This window comes from Bradyrhizobium sp. (assembly GCF_016219575.1).
Lineage (GTDB): Bacteria > Pseudomonadota > Alphaproteobacteria > Rhizobiales > Xanthobacteraceae > Bradyrhizobium.
Genome location: NZ_JACRMG010000026.1, coordinates 21954 through 41218 on the forward strand (window position 1 = coordinate 21954; position 19265 = coordinate 41218).

Below are 19265 nucleotides of genomic sequence, written 5' to 3' on the forward strand. Positions count from 1 at the left end.
GGGCCTCAGGGGATGGCCATGGACAACGCCGCCGCCAGGAAGGGGAACGGAACGGCAGCGACAAGGCCGCCCGGAACCAGACGAATTTGGCCGGCATGAACGGGATTTCCCGGGATCAGGCGTCGCCTTCCAACCCCTCGATCTCTGCGACAACGGCCGCAAGCAGGGGCGGAAGATGCACCGTCACGGTTTCCCAGACATAGGATGCGGCGACGTTGTCGTATTGATGCCGGTAGAAGTTTCCAACATCCCGGATGGAACGCCAAGGCAATTCAGGATGTCTATCGCGCAGGTCATCGGGCAACCGGCGGCTCGCTTCCGAGATGATTTCCAGCGCGCGCGTCACGGCATAAACATGCAAACGCGACTCGCTGAACCCTTCGCAGGAAAGACCTTCGACAAACTCTCTGGCAAGCAGCACGTTTTCGCGAATGTCGTACAAGGCCAGCTTGACGGACTCAGAATGCATAAATGGCTTCGCGCTCGGCGATCGGCTTCACATGGGGTTTGAGCGCAATCCGGTTTGAAACATCCACACGCAGCGGAAACAGATCTTCGATGCAGTGAACGATTCCGACATATCTGAAAACGTCCATCCGAACGTCCGGCGCGATTTCGACCAGGATATCTATGTCGCTGTCGTGGCGAGCGTCGCCGCGAGCGCGCGAGCCGAACAGGGCGGCATGGCTCACGCCCTGGGCCTTCAGGGCGGCTTCGTGCTCGCGCAACCTCGCAAGGATGTCCTGCTTTTCCATGATCTGCATTCTACCAGAACCCGTTACTTCCCGGCAGTCCAAACACCGCGCCCTTTTGCTCCGTGCCAACCGGAATAAAGTTTCCGTATTTTCAGTGACTTAATGTCCTACGAGCAGAACCTCAGGGCTTGCCGATGGCCATTGACAGCGCCGCCGCCAGGAAGGGGAACGGCAGCGACACCGCCGCCCGGAACCAGACGAACTTGGCCGGCATGAACGGGATTTCCCACAGGATGAGGCGCTGGAAGGCGAACAGCGCCCAGGAGATCACATAGGCGATCACCTGCGGCGTCCCGCCGCCGACCTTCAGCGCCACCGCGGCGATCGAGAAGCCGACCACCGGTCCCCCTGGCGTCACTGCACCGGCGATGGTGGCCGCCAGCACGCCCATCCAGCCACTATCCGGCCCGAGCCAGCCCGTGATGACTTCCGGCGGGATCACTGCGGCGATATAGCCCGAGCCGATCACGCCGAGCGCAATCCGCGGCACGATGTTGATGAAGTCCATCGCGCCCTCGCGCGCGGAAGAAAGCGCCACCGCGCGACCGCGCCGCCAGACCATGAAGCCGAGTACGGCGACCGAGCCCCACAGCGTGATGTCGATGAAGAGCGTCGCGCTCATTCCGCCTCGCCCTTCTTCGGATAGAGGCGGTCATAGACGATGCGGCCGAGCGCACCGGCCAAAATCGGAATCGGCACCGAGAGCAAAATGCGCCAGATGGTGAAATCGGTACCGAGGATCGGCAACTCCCAGGCAATCGCGCGGCCGTAGCCGATCAGGGTCCAGCTCACCACCATTGCGATCGTCGCGCCGAAATCCGCACCCACCGTCAGCAAGGCCGCCGCCACCGGATAAGCGGTGAACGGGCCGCCGGGCAGGATCGCACCGAACGCCGTGCCGATCAAAAGGCCCTTCAGTCCGGACTCCGGCCCGAGCGCGCGCGAGACTTTTTCATGCGGCAGGATTTCCGCGACGAAAGCGCCGAGCAGACAGCCTGCGAGCACGCGCGGCAGGATCTCGCCGAACAGCGCCAGATCGCCGTAGAGAATCTCCGTCACGCCGTGCACGCCGTCGCGCCGCCAGACCAGCACGACGCTGATCGCCACCAGCACGGCAATGAAGATCATCGACCAGCCGATCGGCTTGCGCTTCTTGCGCGGCGCTTCGGTCTCGGCTGAGTCGTCGGCCGGGTCTTTGGGGGCGTCTGCCAAGTGAATCGGATCGGGAGGTGAAAATGTCCCGTCCTGCTTAGTCCCGGCGGCGCGGTGAGGCAAACGGAACGAGGGCGCGACCCATGCGCATCGCCGGGATGCCCATGCGGCAGCGGGTCAGGTCAGATGCCGGATCAGCGCCAGCCCGGCGAACAGCCCGGCGATCGACAGCACCACCGAGCCGGCCACGTAGAGTGCGGCAAGCCAGAGTTCGCCGCGCTCATAGAGCAGCGCCGCATCCAGCGAATAGGCCGAGAAGGTGGTGTAGCCGCCGAGTATCCCCGTCATCAGGAACAGCCGCCAGGCCTGCGAAGCCTCGCCCTTGAAGGCGAGGTAGCCGGCGATCAGGCCCATCACGGTCGAGCCCGTGATGTTGATGATGAAGGTGCCCCAGGGAAAGCCGGTGCCCATGCAGCGCGCGCAGAAGACGTTGACGAGATGGCGCAGCGTCGCGCCCAGTCCGCCGCCGACGAATACGAGGATGTAGCTCACCTGCCCTAGGCCCCACGGAGCGATGCAAGCGCGTCATTGCGAGGAGCGACAGCGACGAAGCAATCCATTTGCCCCGATGCGGTGAGGTGGATTGCTTCGCTTTGCTCGCAATGACGGCGCTCAGTCGAGATCAAGCCTTCGAGAACAGCTGATCGACATAATCCCAGTTCACGAGGTTCTCGACGAACGCCTTCAGGTAATCCGGGCGGCGGTTGCGATAGTCGATGTAGTAGGAGTGCTCCCAGACGTCGCAGCCGAGGATCGGCGTCGCGCCGCCATGCACCAGCGGGCTCTCGCCATTCGCCGTCTTGGAGATTTCCAGCTTGCCGCCCTTGACCGACAGCCAGCACCAGCCCGAGCCGAACTGGCCCACGCCGGCGGCGATGAAGTCGGTCTTGAATTTCTCGAAGCCGCCGAGATCCTCGTTGATCTTCTTTTCCAGCCGGCCGGGCAACTTGGTGCCGCCGCCATTGGGCTTCATCCAGTTCCAGAAGTGCAGGTGGTTGTAGTGCTGGCCGGCGTTGTTGAACACGGCCGGGTTCTTGCCGAACGATCCCTTCACGATCTCCTCGAGGGACTTGCCTTCGAATTCGGTCCCCTTGATCGCGTTGTTGCCATTGGTGACATAGGCCTGATGATGCTTGTCGTGGTGATATTCCAGCGTCTCCTTGGACATGTAGGGTCCAAGGGCGTCATGGGCGTAAGGCAGGTTGGGCAGCGTGAAGGTCATGGGGTGATGTCCGCAAAATGGTGGGGTACTTCGGGTAACGGGCACCCCTTATAGAATGTTCCGGCGCGCTTCAACACACCCAATTTTGACGGTATGGCAATCGAATGAGCATTGAAGTCGACATCCTGAACGGGAATGCCTCCTGGCCGCAGGCCGAGCCGCTGCTGGAAGCGGTCTGGCCATCCCATGTGGTCGAGAAGCTGTCGTGGGGTCATGTCAAATGGGCGCATGCCGATCTGCGCGTGCTGATCGACGCGCCCGGTGGCGGGCTTGCCTGCCATGTCGGCATCTATTTCCGCACCGTGATCTGGAACGGCCACAGGGTGCATGCCGGCGGCATCGGCGGCGTATCGACCCGCACAGACTGCCGCGGCCGCGGCTATGCCAGCATTGCGCTCGACGCCGCGGTGCAGACCATGCGCGCCAACGAAGCCGTGAAGTTCGCAATCCTGTTCTGCGAGCCGCACAATCATGCCTTCTATGAGGCGCGCGGCTGGCAGCGCTTTGCCGGCGAGGTCTGGTGCGAGCAGCCGGAGGGGCGAATCCGCTTCGAGGCAATGACGCCCTTCGTGTTCGACATCGTCCGTGCCCCGCGCCAGGGCACCATCGACCTATGCGGCCTGCCGTGGTGACCCCTGCGTGGCAGGGGGTGGCTTGAAGCCGGCTTCGGTCCTTAATATGTCGCTCATAATCTATTGGCGAACGTCGCGGGCCGGGAGGGTACCATCCTACTTTGCATGGGGTTGATTTCGCGATTTTGTGTCCGGTCCCTGTCACTCAAGGGGCGCGGTGACGCATGACCATGGAAGCTTCCGCTGACGCGCGCCCGCCGGCGACCCCGGTCTCCGGCCTGCTGACTTCTCCCATCCTGCCGACTTTGCTGAAGCTCGCATTGCCCAATGCGATCGCCATGTTCGGCACCGCGCTGGTTGCGGTGGCCGAGACCTCCTATATCGGGCGGCTCGGGGTCGAGCCGCTTGCCGGCATCGCGTTGGTGTTTCCGTTCGTGATGCTGACGCAGATGATGTCGGCGGGCGCGATGGGCGGCGGCGTCTCGTCTGCGGTGAGCCGCGCGCTCGGCAGCGGCAACCGCGAGCGCGCCGCCAATCTGGCGCTGCATGCCGCGATCATCGGCACCGGCGGCGGGTTGTTCTTCACCGCGACGATGCTCGTGCTTGGAAGGTCTTTCTATTCGCTGCTCGGCGGCAGCGGCGAGGTGCTCGAACAGGCGATGCAGTATTCGCAGGTGCTGTTCTCGGGCGCGGTGTCGATCTGGCTGGTCAACACGCTCGCCTCTGTCGTGCGCGGCACCGGCGACATGCGCGTGCCGTCGCTGGTCCTGATCGGGGTTGCGATCGTCCAGGTCGCGGTGGGCGGCGGGCTCGGGCTCGGCCTGTTCGGCCTGCCGAAATTCGGCATGCGCGGCGTCGCCGCCGGGCAGCTCGCAGCTTTCACGCTCGGCGCATTGTTCCTCGCCTGGTATCTCGTCAGCGGCCGCAGCCGCCTGAAGCTCAATTTCAGGAGCTTCGCGTTCCAGCGCGACATGTTCCTCGACATCCTGAAGGTCGGCGCCATGTCGTGTCTGTCGCCGCTGCAGACCGTGCTGAGCATTGTGATCTTCACCAAGATCCTCGCTGGTTTCGGCACCGTGGTGCTGGCCGGCTATGGCATGGGCTCGCGGCTTGAATTCCTGCTGGTTCCGATCGCATTCGCCTTCGGCACCGCCTCGATCCCGATGGTCGGCATGGCGATGGGCGCAGGCCTCGTTGCGCGCGCGCGCCGCGTGGCGTGGACTGCCGCGACTGTGGCAGGCGTCGTGGTCGGGCTGATCGGCCTGATCGTCGCGATCAATCCCGTCCTGTGGGTTTCGCTGTTCACCGACGATCCCGGCGTCGCGGAAGCCGCCTATTCCTATTTCCGCTGGGCCGGCCCCGGCTTCGGCTTCTTCGGCGCCGGCGTCTGCCTCTATTTCTCCTCGCAAGGCGCTGCAAGGGTCGGCGGCCCCGTGCTGGCCGGGACCATCCGCCTCGTCCTCGTCGCCGTCGGCGGCTGGTGGCTCGCCACATCGGGCGCGCCGGCATGGACGCTGTTTGCCCTGGTCGGCACCGCGATGGTCGTGTTCGGTCTCTCCACCGCGCTGGCCATCCGCCTGACGCGCTGGAGCAAATAATACGCGCGAAAGCGTGACCGCTTCCGGCATTGCAGAATCCGGATTTATTGCTATTGAGGCCCCGTTTTCAGGCGAGAGTTGCATGGCCAGATTCAGCTTCATTTTCTTGATCGTTGCCACCGTGCTCGGCGTGGCTCCCGCGGCGGCGCATCGTGACGAACCTCTCGGCGTCTGGCTGACGGAGAAGCGCGACGCCCGGATCAAGGTCACCAAGTGCGGCAACGGCATTTGCGGCGTGATCGTTTGGCTCAAGGAGCCGATCGATCGCGCCACCGGCCATCCGCAGGTCGACGACAAGAATCCCAATCCGGCGCTGCGGAAGCGGCCGGTGATCGGGATTTCGCTGTTCATCGGCATGCGCGCGTCGGCGCCGGGCAAATGGTCGGGGCAGATCTACAACGCCGACGACGGCGGCACCTATGTCAGCCACGTCACCTTCGCAGGCGGCGACGCGCTGCGCGTCGAGGGCTGCGTGGGCATCATCTGCGGCGGCGAGACCTGGACCCGCGTCGGGCGTTAACCGGTTGACCTGCCGGCGTTGTCCCATCACAATCTCAGGCTGTTTGCCGGGGTGGGACAGCCATGCGCCATTTGCTGCTTGCGATCGGTTTCATCAGCCTTGCCGTTGCGACCATTGCCTTCATCAACAATCGGTCGCTTCGCAACGAAATCCGCGCGGCACTCGGGCCCGAGTTCAACACCCCGGAAGAGCGGATCATTCGGGGTTACGACCGACCATATCTCCAGCTTATCGCCGACAGGCTCCTTCACACTAAGCCAGCGGGGCTAGATGGGACGTTGCTTGACCGTTACAGCCGACCCGGCCTGCTCTGGAATGATGTCACTTTTGCCATCTCGCTCGGGATTTTTTCGACAAGCCTGTGGATGTGGGTTCTGATGCAGTTCGGACCATCCGGCGCCTTGCGATATCTGCTCGTCGTGATGACGATAAGCTCGCTGCTGTATGCCATATTCGACACGGCGGAGGATCTTGCGCTGGTACATGCCTTCAGAACGCCGGCCGCCATTTCCGATGGCGAGGCTCAAATCGCATCCATACTGACCCGGCTGAAGTTTGTTTCGATCGTGGGGTCGGTAGCCGGCGCGGTGGTGTTTCAGACGTTGCAGGTTATCGTTCCCGACGATGCGAAGCCGCTGTTCCGGAAATGAGAGCGCCGCCCACGATCTGCTATGCCATCATCGCCTTCAGCGCGGTCGCGGCGGTAGCGTAGCCGCCGCGGGCGCCGTCGATGAAGTGCACATGGTCGCTGCGCATCACCGAAGGCACGAAGCAGGTCATCATGGCGGCGTCCTGGCGGTGCAGCCCGTAGCGCAGGATGCCGGCCGAAGCGGCGGCCTCCAGGCGCTGCGTCAGCTCGTTCTCCAGCCCCTCCGTGCAGTCGAGGATCATCTTCAATCCGTCGTCATATTTCCGGAAGTCGGAATTCTCCACCACCTGCTGCACGTAGTTCCTCGGCACGAAGTTGCCGACCTTGATGCCGAAGCGCATCACGACATAGGCCCACAGGGTGACCGCGAGCACGACGGCGCGGCGTTTGGCCAGCGAGCCGCCGCGCGCGGCGCGGGCTTCGTACTCCACGCCCTGCGGCGGCCAGCGCAGCGGCGGACCGCCCGCCGGGACCGGGCGGCCTGCATCGGGGCTGCGCTCGACGAGCGCAATGATGTCCTCGATCGACTTTCGGAACGCGCCTGCGTCGGCGCCCCTCGCCGGGAGCACCAGCACCGACAGGATGACGCCGCGCGCCGAGGGGATTTCCTCGAAACGGCAGGAAAGGCCGGAAAGATCGGGCTGGGTGCCTGGCGGTGCGGCTTCGACCGCGAACTCGCCGCGCTTCATCGCGGCGTCGGCCCAGCCGAGCCCGCCGCCGGAAAACATCGCATAGGACAGATTGGCCGACGGGCCGAAGCGCGCGACGCGGACGTCGAGTCCCTGCGCGCGCACGGCCGAAACCGGCACCAGCGCGACCCGCATCGAAAGTTCGAGGTCTTCCTTCACCCAGGTGGCGGTTGCCGCCAGCGCCTCGCGCGCGAGATCGAGATCGGCGGGCGCCACCGCAAAGCTCGCGCCGTCCCCGCCGAACACGAAGGGGAATTCGCGCCCCTCCAGCGCATTGGTGACGGCCGCGATCACGGAAGCACCGGCCATGTTGACCGCCTTGTAGCGCTGGGCGGCGATCGCCCTAGTCGATTCGACGATGTCGGCGACGCCGATGGTCCAGTCATCGGGCAATGGCGAATAGAGCTTCGGGTCCATGAGGCTGGAAAAGCCCCGAAAGACCGGAATGCGGCCGTAGAAGAGATCGGTTCCGCCGGCGGTGTTCATCGTCGTCCGAATTGCCCCGTGCCCGCTGGATGTAGCAGATACGGGCCCTGCTGTATCCGGGTTCGCGCCGGCTAGACCTTCAACCCGCCCAGCACGAGCCGGTTGAGCCGGGCCGCAAACGCCGCCGGGTCTTCCGGCAATTCGCCGTCGAGTATCTGGGCCTGCTCCAGCAACAGGAAGGAAATATCCCTCGCTGCATCCTTTGCAGCCGCGATCGCCGCGACCAGCGGGTGCTTCAGGTTGATCTCGAGGATGGGCTTGTGCGCCACGCCCTTGTCGTGCTGGGCGAGCAACCGCTCCAGCGCGCGGTCGCGCGCCTCGCCCGAGGCGACGAGGCACGACGCGCTCGAGGTCAGCCGCTGCGAGGCGCGGACGTCGGCGACGCGTTCGCCAAGCGCCTCCTTGACGATGGCGATCGTCATGGCTTCGTCCGCCGCTGACACATCACCCTTGTCTTCCGCCTTTTCTTCCATGAACGGGACCAAGCCGAAATCGACGTCACCCTGGCTCAGCGACTTCAGCGGCTTGCCGCCGAAATCGAGTGGCGCGGCGGTCCAGAACGCATCGACGGGATCGGTCAGCAGCAGCACCTCGATGCCGCGGGCCTTCGCGGACTCCAGCTTGGGGTTGGACTTCAGCCGTTCGATGCTGTCGCCGACGAGATAATAGATGTCGGTCTGGTTCGGCTTGATGTCCTCGACATACTGCTTGAGCGAGCGCTTGTCGCCGGAGGTGGTGGTGAAGCGCGACAGCGCCAGCAGTTTTTCACGCCGCTCGAAATCTTCCCAGATGCCTTCCTTGATGACGGCGCCGAACGCATCCCAGATCTTCGCGAAACCCTCCGGCTCCTTTTCGCCGAGGCTTTCCAGTTCGCCTATCACGCGGCCGGTCACTGCTTTACGAATTTGCGCGAGCTGCGGGTTGTTCTGCAGCATCTCCCGCGAGATGTTCAGCGGCAGATCCTCGCTGTCGATCACGCCGCGGATGAAGCGCAGGTAGGCCGGCAGCAGGTCCGCATCGTCGGCGATGAAGACGCGGCGGACATAGAGTTTCACCTTGCCCTTGCGCGCCTGGTCGAACAGGTCGAACGGCTTGGTCGATGGCGCAAACAGCAGCACGGCGTAGGATTGCCGGCCCTCGGCGCGGTAGTGCAGCGTCATGGCCGGCTCGTCGAAGGCGCCGGCGATCGATTGATAGGCCTGCTTGTAGTCCTCCGCCGACAATTCCGATTTCGGCCGCTGCCACAGCGCGCTTGCCGAATTGATCTGGCGCGGCTCGCCCTCCTCGCCCACCAGGAAGATCGGGAACTGGATGTTGTCGGACCAGGCGCGGACGATGCGCTCGATCTCGTATGCTTCGAGATATTTTTCCGCATCCTTCTTCAGGTGCAACACGATCTCGGTGCCGCGGACAATGCGCCTTTCGGCTTCGTCATCCGCGGGCGCGATCTCGAACCCGCTGCCGCCGGAGGAGGACCAGACCCAGACCTGGTCCGATCCCGCGCGGCGGCTGGTGACGACGATGCGCTCCGCCACCATGAAGGCGGCATAGAAACCGACGCCGAACTGGCCGATCAGATTGGCGCCGTCCTTGGCCTCGGTCAGGCGGGCGACAAAGGATTTGGTGCCGGAGCGCGCAATGGTGCCGAGATTGTCGATCAGTTCCTGGCGGTCCATGCCGATCCCGCCGTCGACCACGGCAAGCGTGTTCGCCTTCTTGTCGGGAACGATCCTGATTTCCGGCGGCGCACCGTCGGCGATCAGCCCGGGCGTGGCGATCGCCTCGTAGCGCAGCTTGTCGCAGGCATCGGACGCATTGGAGATCAGCTCGCGCAGGAAAATGTCGGTCTCCGAATAGACCGAATGCACCATCAGGTGCAGGAGCTCTGCGACTTCGGCCTGGAACGGCTGGGATTCGGGGGCGGCAGTGGTGGTGGTCATGCGGGCTCGGTCGAAATGAAGGTGTCGGGAAAGCCCTGATATAGCCCCGCTATCTGCAGTGGCAAGGCCGCCTTGTCACCCCGCGATCGCGGCCAGATAGCGGCGGACGGACGCCTCGAACGCCGCCCTGGCGCCGGTCTCGATGTTGCGGCCCCACCAGGCGCCATAGAGGCGATCGAAAGCCAGCGGCTCGACCGCCCGCCAGATCGCGGCGACGGCGGCGGCGTTGAGCGGGATGTAATTCGGAAAGCTGTACATGAAGCTCACCCAGCGACGGTCCATCGTCGCCATGGCGATATCGCCGGTCAGCAGCGCCCCGCGGCCTTCGGCCCCTGCCCGCCAGTGCATGACGGTGCCGCCGGGAAAATGCCCGCCGGCGCGGACAAGTAGGATATCGTCGGAGATGCGCCGGCTCTCCCCCGGCCATGCCACGATCGAGCGATGAGGCCGCGTGATCCACTCCCGGTCATCGCCGTGCAGATAGACGGGCACGCCGCCGAAGGCCGCGCTCCAGTCCGCGACCGCGCCATAGAAATGCGGATGCGACACCGCGATCGCCTTCAGCCCGCCGAGCGACCGGATGTGCTCGACAGCCTCCGGCGTGACCAGCGGCACGCAATCCCAGAGCACGCAGCCATCCGGTTCAGGGATCAGCAGCGCGCGCTGGCCGATTGCAAAGCCCGGCTCGACGGCGAAGCCGGTCAGACCGAGGTCATCCCGCCGGATGAGCCTGTGGCTTGCGCCCAGCTGTTCGCGCGACAACCAGGTCTGGCCGTTCCAGTTGACGAATTGCCGGTCGTCTTCGCAGATCCGGCAGGCCGCCGGCGGTGCAGCGCTGTCCGGAAATTGCGCGCCGCATTGTTCGCAGGTCCAGGGTGACACGGAGAGGCTCCCGTCAAGCGAGCCACTTCTAGCACGTCACGGAGCAACGAACAGCGAGCATCGGGAACTCAGGCGACCTTCATGAAGTCAGGTTGACGGCGTTCGGCGAAGGCCATGAAGGCTTCGCGCGCCTCGGCGGTATTCAGCCGGGCGGCAAAGCGCTCGCTCTCGGCATCGATCTGAGCCGTGAGTGCGGCCGGGTTGCGCATCAGTTGCTTGGTGGCGGCGAGCGAGCCGGCCGGCAATTTGGCGAGCCGCGCGGCGATCTGGGCTGCTTCGGCATGCAGCCTGTCAAGCGGCACCACGCGGTTGGCAATGCCGAGATTGAGCGCCGCCTGCGCATCCATGGTGTCGCCGAGCGCGAACATCTCGAAGGCGCGGGCATGGCCGATGCGCATCGGCATCAACAGCGTCGAGCCTGCTTCCGGCACCAGCGCAAGGTTGACGAACGGTGTCGAAAGCTGCGCATTATCCGCGAGCACCACCAGGTCGCAATGCAGCAGCATGGTGGTGCCGATGCCGACGGCGCGCCCCTGCACGGCGGCAATCAGCGGCCGGGTGGATTGCGCCAGCGCCCGCACGAAGCGCGCGACATGCCGTTCTCCCTGGAGGGCGCCGGCGGCAATCGCCGCGAATTCACCGACGTCGTTGCCCGACGTGAACATGTCGCCCTCGCCACGCATCACGATCACCCGCGCAGCCGGGTCGGTTTCCGCCGCAACCAGCGAGTCGGCGAGCACGCCGTACATGGCGTTGGTCAGCGCGTTCTTCTTGTCCGGCCGCGCGAAGGTGAGCGTCAGGATGCCGTCATTGCGTTCGATCTTGATGTGCTCGGTCATTCGTTCTCTCCTTTGGGAAATTTCTTCTGCACGCTGGCGAGCCAGCGCGCGACGATGTCGATCTCGACGTCGGTGAAGCCTTCCATCAGCCGCGCGTTGAGCTCGGCGGCGCCGGCTTTCGCGCGCGCCAGCGCCCGCCGGCCCGGCGGCGTCAGCCAGAGCCGCCAGGCGCGGCCGTCGTCGGGATCGGCGCGCTTCTCGATCAGGCCGGCCTCGACTGTCCGCTCCACCAGGCCGCTGATGCCGGGCATGCCGAGATCGAGCGCAGCACCCGCCTCGCCCAGCAGCACGCCGTCGCGCCGACCCAGCACGAACAACAGCCCGGCCTGCGTCGCGGTGACACCCTTTGGCGACTGGGTCGCGACAAGGCGTTGCACGCGGCGCTGCGCCACGGTGAGCAGGAAGATCAGCCGGCGGTCCAATTCAGCATCGCCTCCATTTAGTTCGCATGCGAAGTATTTACACCGATCGGCGGCACTTGTCACGCACGATTGCGTGAGGTACGATTCCTCAATCAAACATCGACGTCGCGCCCTGTTTGCAATTAAAGAGCGACAATGCAGGTGCGGCAGCGGCAGGCATCCGACGGTTGCGTCGAGCAAAAATACGTAAAAATCTCCCTAATAAATCACGATAATTTCACGGCAGGCCAAGCAGGCTCGTTTTCCAATCAGGGGCGAGAAGACTGTGATGGCGACACGCGGTGCCGATGCAACCTCCCTGCGGGCTGACGAGATCGAGCCAGCCCGATGCCCCGCGCAGGGCGATAAGGCGACCGGTTTTCGTCACTTCCTCGGCACGCCGCGCGCTTCGCAGCGCTATCGCGCGTACGGCGTCGACCCGCTGGAATCCCCCGCGCATGTGACGAATATCCGCGGACTGATGCACCGCCTGTCGCGGCGAATGGACGCGGAGATTGCCTGGCCCGCGCATGGCGACGCGTCGCTGCATCGCTGGGAAAATCCGGCGATACCGTCGGGCTACACCTATCTGCTGCAATTCATCGCCCACGACCTGGTGAGCTCCGCCATTCCGCTTTCGGTCGCCGGCAGACTGGGAGCGGGCACGAGCAACGCACGCCGCGCGCCGCTCGTGCTGGAGGGCCTCTACGGCAGCGGCCCGGTCAGTTCTCCCCATCTCTATGCGCTGGATGCGCCGGGCGACGATCGCCGCACCAAGCTCCGGCTGGGGCGGATGCGCTGGAAGGAGACGCCACGCACCGCCGGCTGCCCGTTCCGCGACATCGCGCGAGCCCAGGCCGAGAACGTCACCGGGATTGACCGCGGCATCGCGGGACAGCGTCCGGCGCTGACGGAAGCGCTCGTCGCCGACGCCCGCAACGACGACCACGCCATCATCTCGCAGCTCACCGCGATGTTCGCGCTGCTGCATAACGGCCTCGTCGACCTGGTCCGCCGTGGCGAGCCCGTCAGCCACGCCAGCGCGCGCTTCGGCGCCGCCTACCGGCGCTTTCTCTGCGCACGCGATGCGCTGACGTCGATCTACCACAACGTCATCCGCAAGGACGCGATGCGGCGCGTGCTGCATCCAGCGATCCATGCAGCCTATTCCGGATCGGACCCGCGCTTCATGGACCAGCCTGCTGCGGGCGAGTGGCGGATTCCCTTCGAATTCTCGCACGGCGCATTCCGCTTCGGGCACGCCATGGTGCGCCCGGAATATCGCATCAACGATCTGTCCGAGCACGACCTCAACAACACGCTGGAGAAGAACTCGATCAACGAGCCGGTCAACATGCCGCTGGACGAAACGTGGATGGTGCAGTGGTCCCGCTTCTTCGAGATCGACGGATCGCGGCCGAACCTCAGCCGCCGCATCGGCCCCTATCTCAGCGACGGTCTCGGCAACGACCACATCTTCCCCTCTTTCGACGCCACCGAGCGGGTCGGCCTGCTCTATCGCGATCTGCTGGGCGCATCCCTTGCCGGGATGTGGTCGGTGGATGCCCTGATTGCCGAGATTGCCGCGCGCCGGCCGGACTTCATCGCGCTGTCGCGCCTGCTTGGCGACCGCGCCTGGCGCGTCGGGCAGCTTCGCGAATGGCTGTCGTCGGCCTCCGCCGCCTATGGCGGCCTCACGGCCGAGGACATCGAAGCACTTTCGAACGATCCGCCCTTGCCGTTCTTCGTCCTGTTCGAGGCCATGCAGCAGCCGGAGGCTAGAGGCTTTCACCTCGGCCCGCTCGGCTCGATCGTCGTGGCCGAGGTCATTTTTGGCGCGCTGGCGGCTGCCCGGTCCGGAGAGGAATTCGGTTCGCTGGCCGAGCTCTCCGCAAGGCACTACCCGGCCAACGTTTTCGAGGGAGTGCCCGACATCGAATGCATGGCCCGGCTGGCGGAATTCACCGCCGAGATTGCCGGCCTGCGGCAGGCGGTGCCTGCCTTTCTGTGAACGGAAATTGTTCCGCTTCACGCAACCTGGAGGAGTGTCAGTCATGCAGATCGAGAGGCTACAAGTCACCAACCACGAGCGCTGGGGCAAGCTGGTCAAGACCTGGGCCACCGGCGTCAACTACATGGACGACGAGAACAGCTATCCGCTGCCGCAGACCATGGAAGAGTTCAAGGAGCAACTCGCCAGGGCGCAGGTGTTCGCCACCGTGCCGGAGCGCTTCACCAAGATCGAATTCGTTTCCTCCGAGCAGGACACCATCCTGGTCCGCCTGCCGCCGAAGGTGATGATCGAGGACTCCGAATCGCTGCTCAACAAGCCGGGCTCCACCTATCCGCTTCCGCCGTTCTACAAGCGCCTGTTCAACGGCCTCGATCCGGTGATTCCGGAAGAGGAGCGGCTCCGGGTGCATGCCGAGCGCATCGGCGACTACACGATCAGCATTTGCGCCTGACACGAGCCTCTCCTGCAGTTCGCTTGAAAAAGCTCTAGCGGGACGGCCGCACGATGCCATCGACGGGGAGCCCGGCGCCACGCAAGCCGTCGCGCAGGGCTTCCCATCGATCGGTCACGCCGATCGGATGCGCCTGCAGCAGCCAGCGCGCTATTTCCTCGTCGGTGGGCGCGCTGGCGCCGACCCAGAACGAACGGGTCCCGTTCAGGAAACGTTGCGCCTCCTGCCGCGCCAACTCCCCGTAGCCGAGATGGTAAAGCGCAGCGGCGCGCCATCCGCTCAGGGTCTTGATGACTCCCTGCGCCCGATCGCCGGTCTCGATCGCGCCGGTATAGTCCCCGCACAGAAACCTGATGATGCTGTGGTAGCCCCATTCGAGATAGGAGGGCACCGGCGAAAGCGCGGCCGCCTGATCGGCCCGCAGGCGCGCGCGCTCGACTGAGCCGCAGAAGGCGTAGTAGGCGGCACTCGACAGCAAGGTCCAGGGATCGTTGTCGTTGAGCTCGCAGGCGAGCTCCATATGCGGCGCGGCGTCGGCCTCCCGCTGCACCAGAACATGCGACCAGCCGCAGCACAGATGCGCCCTGGAATCGACCGGGTCGAGCTGGACGGCGGTCTTGGCGAGCTCGAGGGTTTCCCTCGCCTTGCCGGAATCGAGAAACAGGCCCGGATGCACGAAGTGCTCGATGTTGTTCATCTGCACGAGGCTGCTGTAGCAGGGCGAGAATGTGGGATTGTCGCGAATCGCATCCTGGAAGATGGCAACCGCCCGGCGCCAGCTTTCCGGGTCGAACTTTGCCATCAGGCTCTGGCCGCGAAGCCAGCGGTCGTAGACGTCGAGCGACACGTCGGGCTCGCCCGCCAGCCGCCGCAGCCGTTCGGCCGACAGCTGCACGTTCAGCGACGTCGCAATCCTGCGGATAATGCGCTGCTGGGTCTCGAACCAGTTGTCGAGGCCGAGCCGCAGGCTTTCGCTCCAGACGAAGATGCCCGTCGTCTCGTCCCGCAGCACCATCACCATGTTGATCTCGGCGCCCGCCTGGTAGGCGGTCGTCTCGAGGCAGTATTGCGGCACTGCATCCGGCAACGGGAACGCAACGGCGACGGCCGGGCGATCGATGACGCTCCATTCGCGGAAACGCACCAGCGATGCCGCAAGGTGCAGGCCGAATCCCTGCACGAGGTGGGCGCGGCTGCTGTCGACGCCATGCATCGCGAACGGGCTGAGCAGGAGCCGGGGTTTTGCCGCCGGCATCGACGACAAGGCGCGGCCCGGACGATCGTGGCCGGGATCGTTGATCTGGACGACGGCGGCGGGCTCAGACCTTGCGTTGCGGGCGCGCCGGTCGGCCGTCGGCTCGAAGTCGCCGAGCTTGATCTGCGCAACCAGATCCTGCGTCGCCTTCGACGGCTCCATGCCGTAGTCCCGATCGAGGAGGTCCCACAGCGCCTTGTAAATGCGAAGCGCGCCCGCCGTGTCTCCTTCTTCGGCATGCACCCGCATCAGGCAGCAGCAGGCCTGCTCATGGGTGGGATCGAGATTGACGATGGCGGCTGCGATCTTCTTGGCCTGCTCGCCCGGGACATCGGCCGCCAGCCCGGCTTCGAGGATCCGCATCAGCCTTTCATGGATGGTCTGGCGCTTGGCAAGGACCCAGACACGGAACGAGGGATCGAGATCGTCGATGCCCTCCAGCAAGTGCTCATCGAGGCGCGGGATATCGAGCAGCAGCGGATGGACCCGGGCGATTTCCGCCTGCTGCAGGATGCTCTCGACGTCGACCTCGACCTGCGCGTGATCGAAGCCGATGGCGAGGCGCCCGGCACTGAAGCCGCCAAACCCGGCATCCTCGAGCACCTGGCGCAGCTCGCGCACCACCTGGCGCAGCGAGGCGCGCGCCTTTTCCTCGTCCGACCGGCTCCACAGCAGTCCGACCAGCCGCTCGCGGCTTTCGCCCTTGGTCTCGGAGAGCGCGAGATAGCCGAGCACCGCGGCTGCCTTGCGGGTGCGCAGTTCGACCGGGCGGCCGTCAAAGCGCAACGCAAGGCGCCCGACCAGCGATATCGAAAGCCGCCGCGCGCCTTGCGGCGCAGCGACCGGCTCTCTCGCCGTCTGGACAGTTGCAATGCCTCGCATGAGAAAAGTGTCGCCGTGGGCCGTAACCGCGTCAAGCCATATGAAAGTCAACTAGATCAAAGGGATGCCGCCGGTCAGGGTTTCCCCGCCGCCGGTTTGCGCGATCATGGCGGAAAGCCGTGACGTGACGATATCAGACGGCTCGGCCTGCAAGCCGGGCGCAATGATCCGCGCCACGGGAACGGCGAACTGCGCCCGTGTCAAATCGAGGCCGTAGGTCTCGATCCCGAGTTCTCCCAGCCGGCGCACGACCAGATGCAACACGGCTTGCGCTTCCGCCGCAGCATCAAGCGCGACGTGCTCCGCGCTTCCGCGGACCGGATGCAGCAATGCGCAGCTGAACGCATCGATGGACGTGGCGCGCTGCAGATGGCTCAAGTCCTTCGCATTGAGTGCGGCCTCGCCACGCTCGCGGCGCTTGGCCTCGACCACCGCGTGCGCGAGCTCGATCTGGCACATTTCCAGCACGGCCGAGCGCGCGGCTGACTGCAACGTCCGCCGCGCGGCGAGCCCAAAGGCAAGGCCGAACCCGTCGGGCCGGCAGGACAGCGCCGCCACCGCGGGGATGCCGGTGTCGGTCGTGATGTCGAGCAGCCAGCTGCGCCGCTCCGACGCGGCGCCGGAGCGATGCTCGCGCAGCATGGTTTGCGCGACGGCCTCGACATCCGATGGCACCGCCCTGCCCCGCCTGCCGCCGCGCCACCACAGGCTCGCCGCATCGCGCTCGATCAACTCGAGCAGGCCATGCAGAGCGGCGCCTTCCCAGGACGTGCCGGCGGCGGATCCGATGCTCAATGGAAAGGGCGGCGCGAATTCCCGGGCGGCCTGCGGCCGGCGCAAACAGAGGTCGGCGGGCAGCAGGATTTCGCGGCGATCGGAGAGACGGACGGCGCGATGCCATGAATGGCCGGCGCCGTTGCGCGACGGGAACAACGCCGTCACCAGTTCGCGCGCGGGCCGGTCGAGCGCCTCGAGCGGTTGGATGCCGTCGGCCGCGATCAGCACGTCGCCGTCGCGCTGCAGCTGGGAGAGATATTCGATGCCTTCGCCGACGCATCCCTGGAACGCCTCCTGCACCGTCACGCCGATGCCGGAGACCCCGACCGGGGGACTGCCCCGATGCAGCTCGCCGGCGATCGCGGGATCGACCTCGGCGCCGAATGCGACCAGGGCCGGCGCCTCGGGTGCAGACAATTCGAAAATTCGAATAAATTGCGACGCGGCCTGGAGCAGGCGCGCGCGATGTTGCGTCTCATGAGCAAGTTCCGCGTGAGCAACTTCCGCGCCGACCGGCCCGATATAGCCGAGTTCCCCGAGCAGACGATGAACATCGTGAATCACGCTCGGCCCGGGCGCTTCACCGAGCAGTAACGAAGCGGCACTGGAAAACAGGTTTTTCATCGCCTCCGTTCACGGTGTTCTCACGTCGGACAGTGGATTCTCGGGCACGGGGTAGTTCTCGCTCGTGCCGGAGGAATCAATGCCCGCCAAAGCCTTTGTCATAGCCATGGTTGCCGATATTGCCCGGTCGGACTATGCCAAGCCAACCCTGGTGCGCAGCCGCGACCACGAATGGCTGATCGCCTGCCGCTGGGGCCCGGAGGGCGAATATCTCTCGATTGCGACCGCCGGACCGATGCTGGGGCCGCCCGGGCTGTTTGCGCCGGAAGCGATCAGCCCCGTTCACAGCATGGTCGCGGTGCTGGTGTCGGAATCCGAACGGCAGCACACCTCCACATTCCTCCTGATGCGGCAATTGCCGCGGCAGATGGAGCTTGCCGGCACCTTCTTTCCGGCCGACGGCTATGTGTTGCTGCAGCAGCACGACGACATCCGGCTGATCTGCGAGACGCGCTATTCGCACAGCTGCGGGTGGCTGGATGGCAGGGAAATCCGCAAGGATATTCCGGATCCCGCGCCCGGCTCGGCCGAAGCGATGGCCTGGCACATCGAAGCGATCAGGCACAACTGGATCGGCGAATTCTTTCCCGCCAGCGAATCGAAGCGGCGGGAGCCGCTCCGCGTTAGCGCGTAGATCTGGAGCGTCAGCGCCTGAGGCGCTCAAACGACAGCGGTCGCCCGGGAGGGGCGACCGTGATTGGCCTGTGCCGCCAGAGCGAAACAACCCTATTCGACGATCTTCAGCCGCGGCTTTTCCGGCAGCTTCGGCGCTCCGCGGCGGAGGACGCAACTTCCATCCGCCTCGATGACCGCGTTGACCGGCCGCGGATCGGCATCCGCAAGAAAATCCTGCAACACCGACCGGCTGTGCTCCGGAAGCGCAAACACCGCCCGCATGGTCTCGAAGAATTCGGGCTCCTGCGCGATATAGAGCAGCTCGCGCAATTCGGAGCCGGTGAACTGGCCTAGCGCGGAAAAAAGCCATTCCGCCTCGTCGACCGGATCGTTCGCGGGCGGACGTTTCAGATAGTAAATGACCGACTCGGCACTCATGGGTTCCCCAGATGAAGAAAATGGTCCTGCGCCACCCTTCGTTTTGGGGAGTGTGGTGGGGGTATCGTGATCCCAGCGTGATTGCCGCGTTACCGATCGACATCAAGGGGTTAACTGCAGCCAGCGGTTCCGGCTTCGACGTTTGCAACCGGCCCGATCGGGCGGGTTTTGCCAGGCGCGATAGCGGCCGGTTCATCGCTCTGCGACGTCTTGACACGGGACAGGGCACATCCGGGCAAACCTTCCCGTTCCCGCGGCACGATCTGCCCGGGTCTTGCGATCTCCTTGTCCCTCTCTCGGGAGAGCTAGGGGATTCCCGGATTTTAGCATTGAGCGGCAAGTGCATAGCCCTCGAGAGTTGCGGCGAGACGGGTCCAGCCGTCGCGCATGGTTTTTGGCCCGGGTGGCTTGTAGTAGCAATTCCAGCCGCCGAGACGGGCTGCG

Annotated in this window: 22 protein-coding genes; 8 read left to right on the plus strand and 14 right to left on the minus strand. The window is 65.1% G+C overall.

All coding sequences use genetic code 11. The annotated features are described in order from the left end of the window. Positions 1 to 115: 115 nt before the first annotated feature. The 6 genes from HZB49_RS20450 to HZB49_RS20475 form a co-directional block, all read right to left on the minus strand. Positions 116 to 442, minus strand: coding sequence for a HepT-like ribonuclease domain-containing protein (locus tag HZB49_RS20450; RefSeq protein ID WP_291614687.1), 327 nt, complete (start codon positions 440 to 442; stop codon positions 116 to 118). Positions 443 to 458: 16 nt separating this feature from the next. Further along, the gene (locus tag HZB49_RS20455; RefSeq protein WP_291614689.1) at positions 459 to 755 is read right to left on the minus strand and encodes a nucleotidyltransferase domain-containing protein; all 297 of its coding nucleotides are present in this window, start codon (positions 753 to 755) and stop codon (positions 459 to 461) included. Positions 756 to 876: 121 nt separating this feature from the next. Continuing rightward, complete coding sequence (locus HZB49_RS20460; protein WP_291614691.1) at positions 877 to 1377, minus strand: hypothetical protein; 501 nt, start codon at positions 1375 to 1377, stop codon at positions 877 to 879. Next, positions 1374 to 1967, minus strand: coding sequence for a permease (locus HZB49_RS20465; protein ID WP_291614693.1), 594 nt, complete (start codon positions 1965 to 1967; stop codon positions 1374 to 1376). Before HZB49_RS20465 ends, HZB49_RS20460 begins: the two co-directional genes overlap by 4 nt. Before the next feature lie 117 nt (positions 1968 to 2084). After that, positions 2085 to 2459 carry a fluoride efflux transporter CrcB gene (gene crcB / locus HZB49_RS20470; protein ID WP_291614695.1) on the minus strand — a complete coding sequence of 125 codons (375 nt, stop codon included), beginning with the start codon at positions 2457 to 2459 and terminating at the stop codon, positions 2085 to 2087. Positions 2460 to 2589: 130 nt separating this feature from the next. Continuing rightward, positions 2590 to 3189, minus strand: a complete 600-nt coding sequence (locus HZB49_RS20475; RefSeq protein ID WP_291614697.1) for a superoxide dismutase — start codon at positions 3187 to 3189, stop codon at positions 2590 to 2592. Between the two features lie 104 nt (positions 3190 to 3293). Here HZB49_RS20475 and HZB49_RS20480 point away from each other — a divergent pair, with 104 nt between their 5' ends. The 4 genes from HZB49_RS20480 to HZB49_RS20495 all read left to right on the plus strand — a co-directional run bounded on the left by HZB49_RS20480 (position 3294) and on the right by HZB49_RS20495 (position 6529). Then, positions 3294 to 3821: a GNAT family N-acetyltransferase gene (locus tag HZB49_RS20480; RefSeq protein ID WP_291614699.1), complete on the plus strand. Its 528-nt coding sequence runs from the start codon at positions 3294 to 3296 to the stop codon at positions 3819 to 3821. A 164-nt stretch (positions 3822 to 3985) separates the two neighbouring features. Further along, positions 3986 to 5359 (plus strand): MATE family efflux transporter, encoded by a 1374-nt coding sequence (locus HZB49_RS20485; RefSeq protein ID WP_291614701.1) that lies wholly within the window; start codon positions 3986 to 3988, stop codon positions 5357 to 5359. 82 nt (positions 5360 to 5441) lie between these two features. Then, positions 5442 to 5879: a DUF2147 domain-containing protein gene (locus HZB49_RS20490; protein ID WP_291614703.1), complete on the plus strand. Its 438-nt coding sequence runs from the start codon at positions 5442 to 5444 to the stop codon at positions 5877 to 5879. Between the two features lie 62 nt (positions 5880 to 5941). Beyond that, positions 5942 to 6529: a hypothetical protein gene (locus tag HZB49_RS20495; protein ID WP_291614705.1), complete on the plus strand. Its 588-nt coding sequence runs from the start codon at positions 5942 to 5944 to the stop codon at positions 6527 to 6529. A 19-nt stretch (positions 6530 to 6548) separates the two neighbouring features. On the opposite strand, the gene HZB49_RS20500 is transcribed toward HZB49_RS20495, so the two are convergent. From HZB49_RS20500 to HZB49_RS20520, 5 genes are all read right to left on the minus strand, one after another. After that, positions 6549 to 7703, minus strand: coding sequence for a DUF3095 domain-containing protein (locus HZB49_RS20500; protein ID WP_291614707.1), 1155 nt, complete (start codon positions 7701 to 7703; stop codon positions 6549 to 6551). Between the two features lie 71 nt (positions 7704 to 7774). After that, a complete protein-coding gene (htpG, locus tag HZB49_RS20505) occupies positions 7775 to 9643 on the minus strand; it encodes a molecular chaperone HtpG (protein WP_291614709.1) in 1869 nt (622 codons plus the stop codon). A 75-nt stretch (positions 9644 to 9718) separates the two neighbouring features. Further along, positions 9719 to 10525 carry an MBL fold metallo-hydrolase gene (locus tag HZB49_RS20510; protein ID WP_291614711.1) on the minus strand — a complete coding sequence of 269 codons (807 nt, stop codon included), beginning with the start codon at positions 10523 to 10525 and terminating at the stop codon, positions 9719 to 9721. Between the two features lie 68 nt (positions 10526 to 10593). After that, the gene (locus HZB49_RS20515) at positions 10594 to 11364 is read right to left on the minus strand and encodes an enoyl-CoA hydratase (RefSeq protein ID WP_291614712.1); all 771 of its coding nucleotides are present in this window, start codon (positions 11362 to 11364) and stop codon (positions 10594 to 10596) included. Next, positions 11361 to 11786, minus strand: coding sequence for a MarR family winged helix-turn-helix transcriptional regulator (locus tag HZB49_RS20520; RefSeq protein WP_291614714.1), 426 nt, complete (start codon positions 11784 to 11786; stop codon positions 11361 to 11363). The genes HZB49_RS20515 and HZB49_RS20520 overlap by 4 nt, the downstream gene beginning before the upstream one ends. 268 nt (positions 11787 to 12054) lie before the next feature. On the opposite strand from HZB49_RS20520, the gene HZB49_RS20525 reads away from it, so the two are divergent. Beyond that, positions 12055 to 13776 carry a hypothetical protein gene (locus HZB49_RS20525; RefSeq protein WP_291614717.1) on the plus strand — a complete coding sequence of 574 codons (1722 nt, stop codon included), beginning with the start codon at positions 12055 to 12057 and terminating at the stop codon, positions 13774 to 13776. A 43-nt stretch (positions 13777 to 13819) separates the two neighbouring features. Further along, entirely contained in the window at positions 13820 to 14230 is a 411-nt protein-coding gene (locus HZB49_RS20530; protein ID WP_291614718.1) for a hypothetical protein, read from the plus strand. A 34-nt stretch (positions 14231 to 14264) separates the two neighbouring features. Here the strand turns inward: HZB49_RS20530 and HZB49_RS20535 are convergent, their stop codons facing one another. Further along, positions 14265 to 16367, minus strand: coding sequence for a BTAD domain-containing putative transcriptional regulator (locus HZB49_RS20535; RefSeq protein WP_291614720.1), 2103 nt, complete (start codon positions 16365 to 16367; stop codon positions 14265 to 14267). 51 nt (positions 16368 to 16418) lie between these two features. Further along, positions 16419 to 17450 carry a YcaO-like family protein gene (locus HZB49_RS20540; protein WP_291614729.1) on the minus strand — a complete coding sequence of 344 codons (1032 nt, stop codon included), beginning with the start codon at positions 17448 to 17450 and terminating at the stop codon, positions 16419 to 16421. On the opposite strand from HZB49_RS20540, the gene HZB49_RS20545 reads away from it, so the two are divergent. Together HZB49_RS20545 and HZB49_RS20550 are read left to right on the plus strand one after the other, a co-directional pair. Next, the gene (locus tag HZB49_RS20545) at positions 17346 to 17738 is read left to right on the plus strand and encodes a hypothetical protein (protein ID WP_291614731.1); all 393 of its coding nucleotides are present in this window, start codon (positions 17346 to 17348) and stop codon (positions 17736 to 17738) included. The two genes, HZB49_RS20540 and HZB49_RS20545, sit on opposite strands and share 105 nt — an antisense overlap. Positions 17739 to 17847: 109 nt before the next feature. Beyond that, positions 17848 to 18402, plus strand: a complete 555-nt coding sequence (locus HZB49_RS20550) for a hypothetical protein (protein ID WP_291614722.1) — start codon at positions 17848 to 17850, stop codon at positions 18400 to 18402. Positions 18403 to 18494: 92 nt separating this feature from the next. On the opposite strand, the gene HZB49_RS20555 is transcribed toward HZB49_RS20550, so the two are convergent. Beyond that, positions 18495 to 18821: a hypothetical protein gene (locus HZB49_RS20555; protein WP_291614724.1), complete on the minus strand. Its 327-nt coding sequence runs from the start codon at positions 18819 to 18821 to the stop codon at positions 18495 to 18497. Between the last annotated feature and the right edge of the window lie 444 nt (positions 18822 to 19265).